A 14,185-nucleotide genomic window follows, 5' to 3' on the forward strand; every position below is an offset into this window, starting at 1 on the left:
GTTGCGATGCAGGAGCAAAAGCTGCGGCATAAATGAAAAAGCTCCCTGACGGGAGCTTTTGCGGGTTACCACGTCTGTCGGTTGTACCAATCATCAATGTCTTCTTTGACACGATTTTTTTCAATTCCGTACCGCTCTTGAATTTTTCCTTCAAGCTGTTCACGGCGTCCGTTTACTTGATCCAGATCATCGTCAGTCAGCTTTCCCCACTGCTCTTTGATCTTACCTTTGATCTGCTTCCAATTCCCTTCAACTCTGTTCCAATCCATCAGGATTCTCCTTCGTTTAATGGTTTTGATACAATGAACTAACGAAGCACAACGAGAATGGTTCAATAAAAGCTGATAAAATGTACATATTTAACATCGTCTACTAAGTGCTGGAGTTTTTGAATTTATGTAGTTGCTGCCCAAAAACAGGGTGCTGGTCTGTAATGTTGGCGCTTTAAATTAATTTCGGAACCAAGATAGCCCTGTAACATTCCTTTTATGAGCGGTGGTCGTGTCAACCGAACATGATGGTAATGAAAAACACTTTGATTTTTTCGGTTTCTCATTGTGGCCAACGAAATGGCAGACGAGTTTCTATCCCATCCGGCTATCGTTCACATAATTATTTTATGGGAGAGAGCCGTGTCACAATCTTCAAAAAATTCAAATAAAGCAAAAATTACTGCCTCCCGACAAAGGAAGCTGCAAGCACAGGTTTCTGATAAGAAAACGGAACATTCATACGAATCTGAAACTGGTGCACGTGAATATCCGGTTCCACCTTTTCCGAAGCAAAATATAGCTAAGCCAGGGTCTGAAGCAGTTTTGAAACCCGAGCCCTTGTACGATGCGCCGTACTACTCAGGATCAGGAAAACTACAGGATAAGGTAGCACTTATTACTGGTGGAGATTCCGGTATTGGGAGAGCCGTGGCAGTTTTATATGCGCGTGAAGGTGCAACCATTGTAGTTTTATATCTCGAGGAGAAAAAGGACGCCGAGCTTACAAAGCAAATGATCGAGAAAGAGGGGCGTGAATGCCTCTTAATTCAGGGAGATGTGCGGGATCTGGCATTTTGTGAAAAAGCTGCTTCAGATGCTGTAAAAACCTTTGGCAGGCTTGATGTCCTGGTTAATAACGCAGCTTTTCAATTACATGCTAACCGCTTTCAGGATTTGTTGCCGGAGCATTTCGATGAGACAATACAGACCAACTTGTATGGTTATTATAATATGACAAAAGCTGCATTGCCTTTTTTGAAAAAAGGAGCGGCGATTGTTAATACCGGTTCCGTCACAGGATTGAGAGGAAGCAAGAAGCTCGTTGATTATTCAATGACTAAAGGTGGTATTCATGCTTTTACACGTGCTCTTGCCGCAAACTTGCTATCAGACGGCATTCGCGTAAATGCGGTAGCTCCCGGGCCTGTATGGACCCCGCTCAATCCAGCCGATAAAGAGGCTGCTGATGTTGCTGAGTTTGGGGCTGACACCCCAATGAAAAGACCCGCGCAGCCGGAAGAACTTGCACCCGCTTACGTGTTTTTAGCTTCTGAGCAAACAGCGAGCTACATAACGGGAGAGATTTTACCTGTAATAGGTGGATATTGATAAAATAATGGCCTTGGGCTGACGCGCCAAGGCTCTCAACTTCAAAAAATAAACGGCTAATTCTCCGGAGCCGTTTGTAATGAGTGAGGCGCTTCCTGAGTGCCTACAGTTGGTTTGCTGGGTTTGTTTACTACCCATACTAAAAGCATCAACAGCACCACTATTAAAATCAGGTAGCCATATTTCATAGTGCATAGCTCCTTTCAAGCATTAATGACTGCCCGGTACCAAGCCGGACAGTCATCATAAATATGTGTGCGTTATGGCGTGGTATTGGTTTGCGGAGTAGCCGGAGCGGGGGATGCCGGCATTTCAGTTGGGCTCTCTTTGTTTGCAGCTGCGGGATCAGCTACACCTTCCGGGAAAAGCGATGAACGATCGAAAGTCGGCGCAGCATTCAGCTCTTCTTTGGTTGTTTTAATGACTAGCCATTTCTTACCATCGCTACGCATAGCAAGCTGTAATTGATCTGGGCTTACCGCTACATCTTTTTCACCTACACCCAAAAAACCACCAACACCGATTACAGCAGCTTCAATCTGACCTTCGGGACTCGTAATAAGGTCATTCAATTTACCGACAGACTGTGCGCCATTTTCCGAGCTATCATAAACGGATTGTCCGATGAATGATGAGACAAGAAGCTGCCCTGGCTTTGCTTCCAAAAAGCCAACCTTATTGGTTTCAGCAGCTGTATCCGAAGGTTGATTTCCGAACATGTTCTGCGTTTTAACGGTGGTTTGAAGCTGCTGCTCCATTGGCGCACTTGGCGTGGTAGTGGTGTCGCTAGTCTGAGCATAGGCCGCACTACCAATAAACAAGGCACACGACGTTGCCAGAAGTTTAGCTCTCAACATAACTATCTCCTTTGCACGTATGTTACAATTTTCTAACATTCGAGCGGCGGAATAGTTCCAAAATATAATTTCAGTTTTTTTCAGATTGGCTTTTTAGAGCTGCATGATGTTCGATTTTATCTCTTAATTTTTTGAGTTCCTCCAATGGCAGATGCTCAATTCCAATGACCCTTTCATCGGCATTTTTTAGCGCGTCAATCAACTCATCAACCTTTGTGTGAAGAGCGCATGAGTCTCTATTTTGTGAGTTTTGAATAAGAAAAACCATTAAGAAAGTTATTATTGTTGTAGTTGTGTTTACAATTAATTGCCATGTATCAGAATAATTAAAGAATGGACCTGATAGTGACCATATAATTATAAATGTAATCGCTATTAAAAATGAGCCATAGTGCCCAGTAATTTTGGATATTTCCTCGCTTAGATCAGAGAAATATTTACCCATTTCGATCTCCCATATTATTTTCATTTATTACATTATGTTATCGCTTGATTGATGCTGAATTTTGGAACAATCAGATTTCCTCTTCGTTAGTAAAATATCAACAGGAGGTTATATGATGAAACTCAAACTGATCACTTTGACATCTGCGTGTATTTTTATGACTGCAAGTGCGTTTGCTCAATCAGGGGCTAATCCACAAAGCACGCAGACTGACACTACTAAGACACCAGCAATTGTCACGCCGGATTCAACCAATCCTGCGGCACCGGTCAAAGGTGAGAACAGCTTCACAGAAGATCAGGCAAAAGAAAAAATTGAATCTGCCGGATTTACTGAAGTCAAAATGCAAAATCTGGATACTGACGGCATTTGGCATGCAACAGCTCAGAAAGCCGGTGCGAGTGTGAATGTTCTTATGGATTATCAGGGTAACGTTACAACAGCCAATCCATAATATCACAATCGAATTGCTTTATATAAAAGGGAGAAGATTATGAAAAATATTTCAGCGCTATTTGATGACTACTCAACCGCCAAACAGGCCGTTCGTGATTTGGAAGCAGCAGGTATCCCTTCAGATGATATCAGTATTGTCACTCATGACGCGAACAAAGAATCCGGAGCCGCTGAAGGAGCTGGAGTAGGTGCAGGTATTGGTGCGGCAGTAGGTGGCGCGGGTGGCTTGCTGGCGGGGCTGGGGCTGTTGGCAATTCCGGGTGTTGGACCAGTTGTTGCTGCGGGCTGGTTGGCTGCGACAGCCGCTGGCGCGGCTGGAGGTGCGGTAGTTGGTGCTGCTGCTGGCGGTTTGGTTGGAGCTCTGGCGGAAGCAGGTGTATCCGATGACGATGCGCAAATGTATGCAGAGGGTGTGCGTCGAGGTGGTACCTTGGTAAGTGCCCATGTAGCAGATGAAAAATATGGTATCGCGCAGCAAATTCTGACGCGTGCAAACATGGTCAATCTGGAAGAACGCCGTCGCAGATATACTGAAGAGGGCTGGGAGCGTTTTGATCCGGATGCACGACCATATAGTGTGGATGAAATCGATGCGGAGAGATTACGTTATCGATAAATAATTATTAAAGGCAGAGTAATCTGCCTTTAATTTTTTCCGAGAAATTTTAGTTATGTGTATGATTATTAAGAAAAATATTTTTTTCTGAATCGCTAAATTGATGCTCGGAACTTAAATCTCTTCATATCGTTGTACTCAATTAACAGGAGGAGACAAGATGAAAACTCTAGCTGATATTTTTCTGCATACCCTAAAAGATGTTTACTATGCAGAGAATGCAATAGTTAAAGCTTTGCCTAATGTAGCTAAGGCTGCACAGGATGCTAAACTCAAAGAAGCGGCAGAGAAGCACTTGGAGGAAACCAAAGGTCAGATCGAGACTTTGAAAAAGGTTTTCAAGTCTATCGGTAAATCCGCGGAGGGCGAAAAGTGCGATGCTATAGAAGGTCTTATTAAAGAGACTGATGGGTTGATAAAAGAGGCTTCAGGAACAGCCTTAAATGCCGGATTGTTGGCAGCATGTCAGGCTGTCGAGCATTATGAGATTTCCCGTTATGGGTCCTTGCGGGAATGGGCCAAGCAATTAGGTCATGAGGAAGCCCATACCTTACTTAGTGAAATTTTGGATCAGGAAAAAGCCACTAATAATAAACTAACTAACTTGGCTATCTCCTCAATCAATAAGCCGTAACGAATGATATATGCAAATATGAGAACATCGGAATTATTCGATGTTCTCATATAGTTTGGAATAAATTTTAGAATAGATACTCTTCAATTTCGGAAATTAATTTTGCAATATTCTGCGGGTCTTTTTCTCCGCTTTTATAAATATTTATCACGGCTCTTGCCAAAACATCCTTGTTCTCATCGGATGTAGGACACCGGCCAAGAATATTGCAAACCTCATCATAGGCTTGTTGCAGCATATGTAATTGCTCTGGTGTATAGGCACCAACGATATCAGCTTTTTTAAAAGGCATTTTTCTTATCCCGCTCATAATCATCAAGATAGATTGATTGCAGCGGATGAAATTGTCATATCAAGATTTGTGAAGAGATATGACCAGATGGATAAAAAACCATAAAAGGCTAATAAATATAAAACCAAGCAAATTTTGCGTTTTGCATACGCTTATAAATTACTTAGTCTCTTTATTCCTTTTACGTGTTTGAGCTGCTTTTTTTGCCGAAGCGGATCGTTCGCTCGCACTCCTTGATGCGGCTACCTCACCACCCTTTTTGCCACCTTCTTTCGAGGCGGGGTGATCGGTTTTCTTGCCTCTTCCAGAGCCGCCGGGCATTTTACCGCCTCCATCATCTTTATTTACGGTTGCCCATGCGCGGCTTTCGGCTTCATCTTCAGGGATACCTTTTTTCTCATAACTTTCAGCGATGTGTTGTGCTTTTCTCTTCTGTTTGTCTGTATACTTAGATTTATCGCCACGGGGCATGATTGCTCCTTTCTACCATTTGAGTGAATACCAGGTTCACACTGATATGTTGGTCAACGGTATAGAATTGGAGATGTTCCATATTTAGGAACTTTGGCTCAACGAAATTTGAATAAATTCTCGACGGGATCTGATTGTCCCTTTAATTTGGCGGAGATTATATCTGCAGCTATCTTGCTAAAAGTTATGCCGTTGCCTCCATATCCCATAACTGCAAATACGTTTTTATGATCAGGCACTTCACCGATCATCGGTATACCAAGTTTGGTATCTCCAAAGGCAGCGGCCCAACGAAATGCCGGCGTCCCAATATTTATATTCAAAAGAGTGCTGATTTTTTCCGCAATAGTGTTTGTTTTCTCAGCTAATAATTGAGGATCTTTGTATGCTTCCGGACTTTCCGTGTCCTCACCGCCAGCAATTAGGCGGCCGTCATAACCGGTGCGGAAATATAAGTATGGATCTGAACCTTCCCAGACTAAAAAATCATTCAGCCAATGCGGTAATCTGATATTTTTCCGGCTTGCTAAAGCCCAGGTCGAAATAATTTGATGATTTTTGTTTTTTAGCGATTGTAAAAATTCGTACCCAGTACAAAAGATTACGAACTTTGCTGAATAAATTTCGCCTGCAGAAGTTGCCAGTACCACTTGGTCATTTAAAGATACAAAGTCTGTTATCTCTATGCCTTCAATGATTTCTGCTCCTTGCTTTTGAACGAGGCGTAGTAGACCCGCTGTCATTTGAGCCGGATTTGCAGACGCAGAGTATGAGCTTACAATTCCTGCAGTGCGGTTGATATTGAATTCGGTTTTTAGAGATTTTTGATCCAGATATTTGGCATTAATCTGGGCAGAATTACGAGCTTTGGCCTCTGTCAGTAGGGCACGTTTTCCGTATTTATCACCCGCCAAATACAGCGCAGATTTGTGCTGCATCTGACAGTGAATTCCATGTTTTTTGATAAGTTTATGTAAATCGCTGACGGCATTTACAGAGCGTTGCCATATTGTTTCTGCCTGGAGTGTTCCGGTGTGCTGGACCATTTTGTGGAGAGGCAGATCAATTTCATGCTGCAACATAGCAGTACTGGCCATAGTACTCCCATGCACAGGTGTTCTTTTATCCATGATGGCAATTTTACGCTTATGACCGGTTAGTGCTTCGGCAACCAATGCACCGCTAATTCCCGCACCAACAATAATGATATCAAAGTTACGTGTTGAAGCTGTTTTTCTCGTTCTTACAGATATATGGGGTGTAGTCTGCCAGTAAGGCAGCGATACTCGGAGTTTTTTCTCAACTGTTACACCCGTCTTTTTCATATCCAGATCCTTTGTGAGTCAATCACAAGGCTAACTTTTCAAAAGTGAAATGGTTCAACATCACCTTAGGAGATTTGAACAAATGGAATACGCAGAACTGCCAATGCTCGGCATTCTGTGAGTGTTAAGGATATGCTGGCGATTTCACTCATCCTGATTATCGTTGAAGTTTTTGATCGACGATAAAGAAAAATATGGGTCAATAAAAAAGGCCAGACAAAATGTCTGACCTCTCGCGGTAATGTTTTCAACTGTGCCAGTACATCCGTGGTCAAAGTCGAGTTATACCAAATTATACAGCCTGAAGATTGGTGGCTGACATTTTGCCGGAACGGTTATCACGCTCTAAGTCGTAACCGATTTTCTGGCCTTCTGCGAGTTCACGCATGCCAGCACGCTCAACAGCTGAAATGTGAACGAACACATCTGCGCTGCCTTCATCAGGCTGAATGAAGCCGAAGCCTTTTGTAGAATTAAACCATTTAACTGTGCCAGTGGCCATAACGAACCCTTTCATAGCAATAATAGAAAACCACAGCGTATGAACGCCGTGAAAGTGATAGCGATTTTTTGAAGGAAGGTTCGTCAGAGGCGCATAGTGTGCGCTAAAAGCAAAGCTAAACAAGCAAATATCGATATCAAAAATATAGGTACTTAGCTGTCCTGTGTCAACCTTTGGTTTTTATTTTATAAAAATCTACTTTTGGTTGTTTGTTGATTTGGTAGTTGCTGGAACGATCATGTGCTAACGCCGCCGGTAAATCCCTCTTTATCAACTACTCCTAATCTTGTTTATTTTTATCGGTGAACTACTCTTATTTATTCCATTGGAGATAATGATATGAGTGGTTTGCTGGCGCTTTTAGATGATGTGGCTGCCATCGCGAAGGTAGCTGCAGCTTCTGTCGATGATATTGCTGCCAATGCAACGCGTGCCGGCACAAAAACCCTTGGTGTTATTATTGATGATGCTGCAGTAACGCCAAATTATGTTGTCGGAATAACTGCGGCTCGCGAACTTCCTATGATCGCCCGAATAGCTATGGGGAGTTTGCGAAATAAGGCCTTTCTCATACCAGGTTTATTAGCATTGGATTATTATTTTCCGGTTGCGGTGACTGGGCTTCTAATGATTGGCGGTGCGTATCTTTGCTACGAAGGCGCAGAAAAAATCTGGCATAAGCTAATTTCCTCAAATTCTCACGAAAGCGGTGAGACTGATGAAGCTCAGGATCCTACAGCGCTTGAAGAAAGTCGTGTCTCAGGCGCAGTGAAGACGGATTTCATATTATCTGCCGAGATTATGACGTTAGCTCTCTCAATGATTGAATCCCGATCTTTATGGATTGAGTTAGTAACATTATGCTTGGTTGGTCTTATGGTAACACTGCTTGTGTATGGAGTCGTCGCTGTAATCGTTAAACTTGATGACTTTGGTGTGCTTCTAGCCAAAAAAGGCAGATTGTCTTGGACGCGTGCTTTTGGTCATTGGACGGTTCGTTCTGTTCCCAAATTATTGTGGCTACTGACCGTAATCGGCACCGCAGCGATGCTTTGGGTCGGTGGGAATATTTTCATTCACGGAATGCATGAATTGGGGATGCATCAGCCGAATGGATTCATAGAGTATCTGGCGACATTAGCATCAAGCAAGGTTTCAGAAGCCTTTGCTGCTGTGGCTAACTGGTTAGTGACTGCATTTTCCGATGGTATATTCGGCTTTATACTTGGTTCACTTTTAATCCCTGTTGTCGGAAAAATATTCTTTCCGACTTGGAACTTAGTGATGAACAAAACAAATCAATGAGCATTTCCATAAATTTGTTTAAGATACAGGATTGAACCGTTGGTTCATTTCGGCATGTATAATCCATCGTCCTTATGCTCGAAACAAAACCACTCTGTGCCGAAGCGACCTTTGAAGCCGTAGGCTCCCCAGTTCTTGCACCCTTTATGTAAGCAATAATGGATATAAATACCTTTGGATGTGCGGAATTTGATATCGTCGCTCATGCCAGCCCTCCGGTGAAGCCGGACATCTCATCCAGCCGAACCATGGCCATACGCATCTGACCTTTGCAGCCCCGTGCCTTGCATCGTGCGCGTTTCTCAATCTCATCCAGGTAGAGCTGCTCACGACCTTTGGCTGTGCAGATTGTGGCCTTATTAATGTAAACAAGCCTGCTGCATTTCTTGCAGATCATTTCCAGCTTTTGAGTGTCAGATAAATCACTGACCCTGTAGTTTGTTTTCCAGTTGCCCATTAGTAGAAGTCCTCCGCAGAGGGGATGCGCACATAACTGATCTTACCGCCGACATGGCCACCCGCTGGCGGCTTCCATTCACCCATGTGAACAATCGTGCTGGAATATTTGGAATTGAGCGCATCCATAGCGCCATTGGCTCTTTCCCATTTCTGCCGCATCGCATCATCATTGTTGAAGATATCCAGCTGACGGGCATTGGCCTCGCTCAAATCCATCAGGGTAACACCGACACGGAAAATGGTTGTGCGTCTCGGCAGTTCTCTCCGTGCGCATTCCCAAAGCGCTGTATGCGCCGTCATAATGGCTTGCTCATCATTCACGGTCGGCATTTTGATCGTGCGGAACCATGAGCCGCCATCAATTGCCATCCAGAGCCACAAGCCGCTGGCATAGTATTCCTCGCGCCGCAATCGCCTGCCAGCCTTGACCAAGAGCAAACGGGCAATCTCATAGGCTCCGTTGATACTACGGCTCTCCGGCGGCAATACACGAGCATGGCCATACATGCCACGCTTCTGCGGCATGGCCTGAATGTCGTAGCCGTGCAGCGCCATCCACAGCCGTTCACCATTCACACTTCGCCAGATTTTGCGCATATGTTTTGGCTGCAGATTGTAGAGCTGCTCAGTTGTGATCACTTGACTATGAGCAAGCCGCATTTTCATGCTGTGGCCAACGCCCGGAACATCTTCCAACTTCACCTTAAACAGCGGCTCCGGCATCATATGCGGGTGCCAGATTGCTAAACCATTGCCATACTGACCAACCTTCTTGCTGGCGTCCTTACCAGCTTTACAGGCCATCTTTGCCAGCTGCCGGTTGGCTGCGAAGCCGATTGAACTTGTGATGTATGGCCCGATATTCTGTCCAATTCTCTGCTTGATCTGAAGTGCCAAGCCTTCCGGATCTCTCCGCCCGCGCTCATCCAAAATGCAGGTTAACTCATCAATGCTCTTAGCCGTATCAATCGGGATAACCGTTTCAATCTCGCAGAGCAGGGCGTTATGGGCGCGGCGATACAGGTCTGGTTTCTGCCCGACCAAAATCAGGTCCGGACAGAGTGCTTTGGCATCCTTAATCTTCATGACGTTTTTGACGCCATAGGCTTTCGCTTCTTTTGAACAGGCGATTACGGCCGTACGATCTGTGCCTTCGAATGGCACAACGCCAACAGGCCGACCACGCAGGCGCTTATCGCATTGCTGTTCTACACTCGCAAAAAAGCCGTCAAAGTCGAGGTAGAGACGTTCAATTGTTTCTGGCTTACGCATGGCACAACAAATCCGTGGCGCAAACGAGTGCGCAAAAGGTCGGTAAGTTTTTAAAAATTCAATTCTGTTCTACAAATGTTCTCAATCTTAAGAAGAGTCAAGACAGATTCTAAACAGCTAATAGACGTTGTGAATTACGGGAGTAACGTCTGTTTAAGCGTCCCATATTCGAATTGATAGGCGCCTTCTGTTGCATACATTCTGCGTGTCAAATAGCGTGTAACCATGGCTTTACGAAAACGAACATTACCATCCGGGAAGAACGCCTGGCTTGCCGAGTACCGCGACGGTGAAGGCAAGCGGAGGTTTAAGCAATTCACTCGGAAAAAGGATGCCGATGACTTCCTTTTGACCGTTCGTGGTGAGGTTCGTCATGGTACGCACGTTGCTGAATCTGAAAGTGTTACTGTTCAGAAGGCTGGCGAATTATGGCTGTCTGCAGTTGATGCGCGCGGGCTTGAGCGCTCTACGGCTAATCAGTATGCGCAGCATGTAAATCTGCATATTTCTCCATTTATCGGCGCTACCAAACTTTCGAAATTAAATATCGCTGCGGTACGCGCATTCGAAGATAGATTGCGTGATGAGGGTCGTTCTCCTGCAATGGTTCGAAAGATATTGGTGAGCCTCGGCTCATTGTTGTCAGACGCACAGGATCGGGGTTTAGTTGCTCGCAATGTTGTGCGTGAAAAATCAAAAACTCGTAGTTCCGGTACGGATCGCCGTATTGAAAAACGAAAGAAAGGCAAGCTGAAGGTCGGGGTGGACATTCCAACCACAGAGGAGATCCGGTCAATCGTCATGGCACTTGAAGGCAGGTGGCGACCTTTGTTTTTGATGGCAATCTTCACTGGGTTGCGAGCGTCTGAGTTGCGAGGCTTACGGTGGAGTGATGTTAATCTGAAGAAAGGTGAGGTGCATGTAAGCCAACGTGCAGACCGGTTTAATGAAATCGGTGCTCCCAAATCTGAGGCAGGTGAACGAACCATTCCTGTGCCACCAATTGTAATTGATGCAATGAAAGAATGGAAAAAAGAATGCCCGCACGGAGCATTAAATCTATGCTTCCCAACGGGGGCTGGAACGGTCGAAAGTTTAGCGAACATTCGTCGACGCGGCTGGGCGCCAACGCAAATTAAGGCTGGCGTTGTTCTTAACACCGGTAAACTCGATGAGGATGGGCGGCCGATATTGGAAGCAAAATATTCTGGTCTGCATAGCACGCGTCATTTCTTTGCTTCATGGCTGATCAATCGCAAAGAGGATGGCGGCCTTGGTATGCCGTTAAAAGTGGTTCAATCACGAATGGGGCATGCAACAATCAATGTTACGGCTGACGTATATGGACACCTATTCCCATCTGATAACGCAACTGACGAACTGGCATTAGCTCAAAATGCATTGCTAAGAGATGCAACATAACGTAACATATTTATAAAATTATTGTTTAAAAACAATGATTCAAATAGGATTGAAAATCCGCGTGTCGGCGGTTCAAATCCGTCTCCGGGCACCACTCTTATTTCTCATTACTTAGCTTTGAACTTCTTTATTTACCGCTTTTCCGTTTGTTTTGGCTTTCTGTGAAAATCAGTGCGGTACTTTTCCGCTGAGTGATTTGTAACAGGCGGTCAGCTCCTGCATGGCTGCTTCCGGTTGTGCAGATGCAAAATCATAAGGGCCGATTTCCAGCTTTTTTGCTGTTGAGATCAGTTTGATCCAGTCCGCTTCCCCGTTTAGCTCAACCGTTAATGTACCGGCGAGGGGTATGGCTTCGGCTTTGATTTCGCGGTCATTGATAAAAACCGGATAGCGGCCGGTATTTTCCGGAAACTCCTGAACAACCGACAGCATTGCTGATAACAGCGGCACCGTTTGGTCTGGTGTTGCTTTGACAACCACCATTGAAAACTCGCTCTGCTCTATGCCTTTCAGAGAGAGAAAGCAGGAGCATTTTGCTGTCTGCAACGTCCAAGCTTCTATCTGCTTTTCAGACAAAGCATGATCCCCGTCTTCTGCGCTGCACATTTCCGGTTCTGGCGGTTTGGGAACCGAGAAATATAATGTCCACAGAATGATGACAGAGAATGTTGAGAGCATCACTTATCCGAAAATATTCCGCTGATGTGTTTGAAGCGGCAGGAACAATTCAAGCCGTCAGCAGCAGCGTAATCATCGCAATTGCGGCCAGAGGAATAACCGCCCAATAATATTCTCTGCGCAATTTTCCTGTACTGACCGACAGGGCAATAAGTATCGCGACAACAATCGGAATAACGATAAACACAATATCAGTCAGTGACATGAGATACTCTTCAAAGGATTTGCAATTGCCGGAGCAAGCCAATCCGTAACATAAAAAAGTGACAAAGCCTTATGAAAATGAAGAGGGGGAGCAAATCTGCTCCCCCTCTTGTTGTTCTGAAGCTGCGTAATCAGGCGACATCGGCAGCAAGGCGTTTTTTCTGGCGTGCCCTGCGGGCGAGAACCGCCGGAATAATTGCCACGGCTGCGGCCAGTATCCAGAGGATCAGCGAGATTTTACTCTGGAACAGGATGGAGATATCTCCGCCGCTGATGGCCAGTGCATTGCGCAGATTCACTTCCATCATATTGCCGAGCACAAAGCCCAGAATAATCGGCGCCATATCGAAGCCCGCTTTACGCAGCAGCCAGCCGACCATGCCGATGGCAAGCATCAGCAGCACTGCAAAGACAGATGCATGACTGGAATAGACACCGATAATTGAGAGGATGAGGATACCCGGTACCAGAATCCAATTCGGCAGAGTCAGAAGACGCGCAAATATATTGACAAGCGGCAGGTTGAGTAACAGCAGCAGAATATTACCGATGAACAGGGAGGCAATCAGACCGCCCACAATTTCAGGGCGTTCGGCAATCAGCATCGGGCCCGGCTGAATATTATAGAGCATCAACGCGCCGAGCATAACGGCAGTGGTGCCTGATCCCGGAACACCCAGCGTCAGCATTGGCACAAAGGCACCGCAGGCTGTTGCATTATTCGCCGCTTCCGGTGCCGCAAGGCCGCGGACATCGCCTTTACCGAAAGTACCCTCCGTGTCGGAGATACGTTTTTCAGTTGTATAGGAAACAGCACTGGAAACGGATGCGCCGGTTCCGGGCAAAACGCCGACGATGAAGCCGATGAAAGAGCCACGCAATGTTGCGCCGGTTGAGCGAACAACATCACTCCAGCGGGCAAACATACGTCCCATATTGCGGATGACAGTATGGCCTTTGGCCTGATTTTCCAGAATGAGCAATGCTTCGGAGATCGAGAAGAGACCAATCACCAGCACAACAAATTCAATACCATCGCCGAGTTCGGGTTCATTGAAGGTGAAGCGATAGGCACCGGAGGTTGCATCGAGACCGACAGTTGCCAGCATCAGACCAAGTACACAGCCGATCAGTGTTTTGGCAGGTTGTGAACCGACCATGGAGCCGAGTGTGGCAAAGGCAAACACCATCAGTACAAAATATTCGGCCGGACCAAAGCCGATCGCAATACCGGATAGCAGCGGTGCAAAAAGTGCCAGCCCTGTTGCGCCGATCATACCACCGACGAATGAGGCCAGTCCGGACAGCATCAGCGCTTCACCGGCACGTCCCTGACGCGCCATCGGGTTTCCGTCCAGCGCAGTCATCACCGCACCGGCATCACCCGGGACATTGAGCAGGATTGAGGAAATACGACCACCATATTCTGCACCGCAATAAATGGCTGCCAGCAGGATCATCGTACTTTCCGGCGGCAGACCCATTGTATAGGCAATCGGCAGTAGCAGAGCGATGCCGTTAATGGGGCCGATGGCGGGCAGGGCGCCGACTATAGTGCCGATAAAAGCACCGATCAGGCCGATGAGAAGATTTTGTGTTGTGAGGGCAACGGCAAAACCGTTCCAGAGATAATCAAGATTCATGTG

At 45.8% G+C, this 14,185-nt stretch carries 19 protein-coding genes; 6 read left to right on the top strand and 13 right to left on the bottom strand.

Translation table 11 applies throughout. The annotated features are described in order from the left end of the window. Positions 1-65: 65 nt before the first annotated feature. Complete coding sequence (locus KHQ09_RS01575) at positions 66-269, bottom strand: CsbD family protein (protein WP_213600181.1); 204 nt, start codon at positions 267-269, stop codon at positions 66-68. A 288-nt stretch (positions 270-557) separates the two neighbouring features. Between KHQ09_RS01575 and KHQ09_RS01580 the strand changes: the two genes are divergently transcribed. Then, positions 558-1,601 (top strand): SDR family oxidoreductase, encoded by a 1,044-nt coding sequence (locus tag KHQ09_RS01580; RefSeq protein WP_238481520.1) that lies wholly within the window; start codon positions 558-560, stop codon positions 1,599-1,601. Positions 1,602-1,861: 260 nt separating this feature from the next. Here KHQ09_RS01580 and KHQ09_RS01585 read toward each other — a convergent pair whose 3' ends face one another. Then, positions 1,862-2,458: a PRC-barrel domain-containing protein gene (locus KHQ09_RS01585; RefSeq protein WP_116088436.1), complete on the bottom strand. Its 597-nt coding sequence runs from the start codon at positions 2,456-2,458 to the stop codon at positions 1,862-1,864. 70 nt (positions 2,459-2,528) lie between these two features. Beyond that, positions 2,529-2,903, bottom strand: a complete 375-nt coding sequence (locus KHQ09_RS01590; RefSeq protein WP_116088543.1) for a low affinity iron permease family protein — start codon at positions 2,901-2,903, stop codon at positions 2,529-2,531. A gap of 115 nt (positions 2,904-3,018) precedes the next feature. On the opposite strand from KHQ09_RS01590, the gene KHQ09_RS01595 reads away from it, so the two are divergent. The 3 genes from KHQ09_RS01595 to KHQ09_RS01605 all read left to right on the top strand — a co-directional run bounded on the left by KHQ09_RS01595 (position 3,019) and on the right by KHQ09_RS01605 (position 4,609). Then, complete coding sequence (locus KHQ09_RS01595; protein ID WP_028233360.1) at positions 3,019-3,357, top strand: hypothetical protein; 339 nt, start codon at positions 3,019-3,021, stop codon at positions 3,355-3,357. A gap of 39 nt (positions 3,358-3,396) precedes the next feature. Further along, entirely contained in the window at positions 3,397-3,975 is a 579-nt protein-coding gene (locus KHQ09_RS01600) for a general stress protein (RefSeq protein WP_213600182.1), read from the top strand. Between the two features lie 160 nt (positions 3,976-4,135). Further along, on the top strand, positions 4,136-4,609 hold the full coding sequence (locus tag KHQ09_RS01605; protein ID WP_022709367.1) for a YciE/YciF ferroxidase family protein: 474 nt from the start codon (positions 4,136-4,138) through the stop codon (positions 4,607-4,609). Between the two features lie 67 nt (positions 4,610-4,676). On the opposite strand, the gene KHQ09_RS01610 is transcribed toward KHQ09_RS01605, so the two are convergent. From KHQ09_RS01610 to KHQ09_RS01625, 4 genes are all read right to left on the bottom strand, one after another. Then, positions 4,677-4,901, bottom strand: a complete 225-nt coding sequence (locus KHQ09_RS01610) for a hypothetical protein (protein ID WP_022709368.1) — start codon at positions 4,899-4,901, stop codon at positions 4,677-4,679. A 159-nt stretch (positions 4,902-5,060) separates the two neighbouring features. Next, positions 5,061-5,372 carry a plasmid stabilization protein gene (locus KHQ09_RS01615; protein WP_213600183.1) on the bottom strand — a complete coding sequence of 104 codons (312 nt, stop codon included), beginning with the start codon at positions 5,370-5,372 and terminating at the stop codon, positions 5,061-5,063. Between the two features lie 98 nt (positions 5,373-5,470). Further along, positions 5,471-6,697 (bottom strand): NAD(P)/FAD-dependent oxidoreductase, encoded by a 1,227-nt coding sequence (locus KHQ09_RS01620; protein WP_213600184.1) that lies wholly within the window; start codon positions 6,695-6,697, stop codon positions 5,471-5,473. Positions 6,698-6,989: 292 nt separating this feature from the next. Continuing rightward, positions 6,990-7,214, bottom strand: a complete 225-nt coding sequence (locus KHQ09_RS01625; RefSeq protein WP_075656816.1) for a cold-shock protein — start codon at positions 7,212-7,214, stop codon at positions 6,990-6,992. 324 nt (positions 7,215-7,538) lie between these two features. On the opposite strand from KHQ09_RS01625, the gene KHQ09_RS01630 reads away from it, so the two are divergent. Next, a complete protein-coding gene (locus KHQ09_RS01630; RefSeq protein WP_075656815.1) occupies positions 7,539-8,504 on the top strand; it encodes a DUF808 domain-containing protein in 966 nt (321 codons plus the stop codon). Between the two features lie 44 nt (positions 8,505-8,548). On the opposite strand, the gene KHQ09_RS01635 is transcribed toward KHQ09_RS01630, so the two are convergent. The 3 genes from KHQ09_RS01635 to KHQ09_RS01645 are packed head-to-tail and all read right to left on the bottom strand — an operon-like array spanning position 8,549 to position 10,235. Beyond that, positions 8,549-8,710: a hypothetical protein gene (locus KHQ09_RS01635; protein WP_170265255.1), complete on the bottom strand. Its 162-nt coding sequence runs from the start codon at positions 8,708-8,710 to the stop codon at positions 8,549-8,551. Next, complete coding sequence (locus KHQ09_RS01640; protein WP_075656814.1) at positions 8,707-8,961, bottom strand: hypothetical protein; 255 nt, start codon at positions 8,959-8,961, stop codon at positions 8,707-8,709. The genes KHQ09_RS01635 and KHQ09_RS01640 overlap by 4 nt, the downstream gene beginning before the upstream one ends. Then, entirely contained in the window at positions 8,961-10,235 is a 1,275-nt protein-coding gene (locus KHQ09_RS01645) for a Y-family DNA polymerase (protein WP_213600185.1), read from the bottom strand. The genes KHQ09_RS01640 and KHQ09_RS01645 overlap by 1 nt, the downstream gene beginning before the upstream one ends. A 225-nt stretch (positions 10,236-10,460) precedes the next feature. Here KHQ09_RS01645 and KHQ09_RS01650 point away from each other — a divergent pair, with 225 nt between their 5' ends. Beyond that, on the top strand, positions 10,461-11,657 hold the full coding sequence (locus KHQ09_RS01650) for a tyrosine-type recombinase/integrase (protein ID WP_213600186.1): 1,197 nt from the start codon (positions 10,461-10,463) through the stop codon (positions 11,655-11,657). 168 nt (positions 11,658-11,825) lie between these two features. On the opposite strand, the gene KHQ09_RS01655 is transcribed toward KHQ09_RS01650, so the two are convergent. The 3 genes from KHQ09_RS01655 to KHQ09_RS01665 all read right to left on the bottom strand — a co-directional run bounded on the left by KHQ09_RS01655 (position 11,826) and on the right by KHQ09_RS01665 (position 14,182). Beyond that, entirely contained in the window at positions 11,826-12,335 is a 510-nt protein-coding gene (locus tag KHQ09_RS01655) for a hypothetical protein (RefSeq protein WP_213600187.1), read from the bottom strand. A 49-nt stretch (positions 12,336-12,384) separates the two neighbouring features. Then, entirely contained in the window at positions 12,385-12,540 is a 156-nt protein-coding gene (locus KHQ09_RS01660) for a hypothetical protein (protein WP_213600188.1), read from the bottom strand. A gap of 130 nt (positions 12,541-12,670) precedes the next feature. Beyond that, positions 12,671-14,182: a tripartite tricarboxylate transporter permease gene (locus KHQ09_RS01665; protein ID WP_213600189.1), complete on the bottom strand. Its 1,512-nt coding sequence runs from the start codon at positions 14,180-14,182 to the stop codon at positions 12,671-12,673. Positions 14,183-14,185 lie beyond the last annotated feature (3 nt).

Source organism: Pseudochrobactrum algeriensis (assembly GCF_018436245.1).
Classification (GTDB): Bacteria; Pseudomonadota; Alphaproteobacteria; order Rhizobiales; family Rhizobiaceae; genus Pseudochrobactrum; species Pseudochrobactrum saccharolyticum.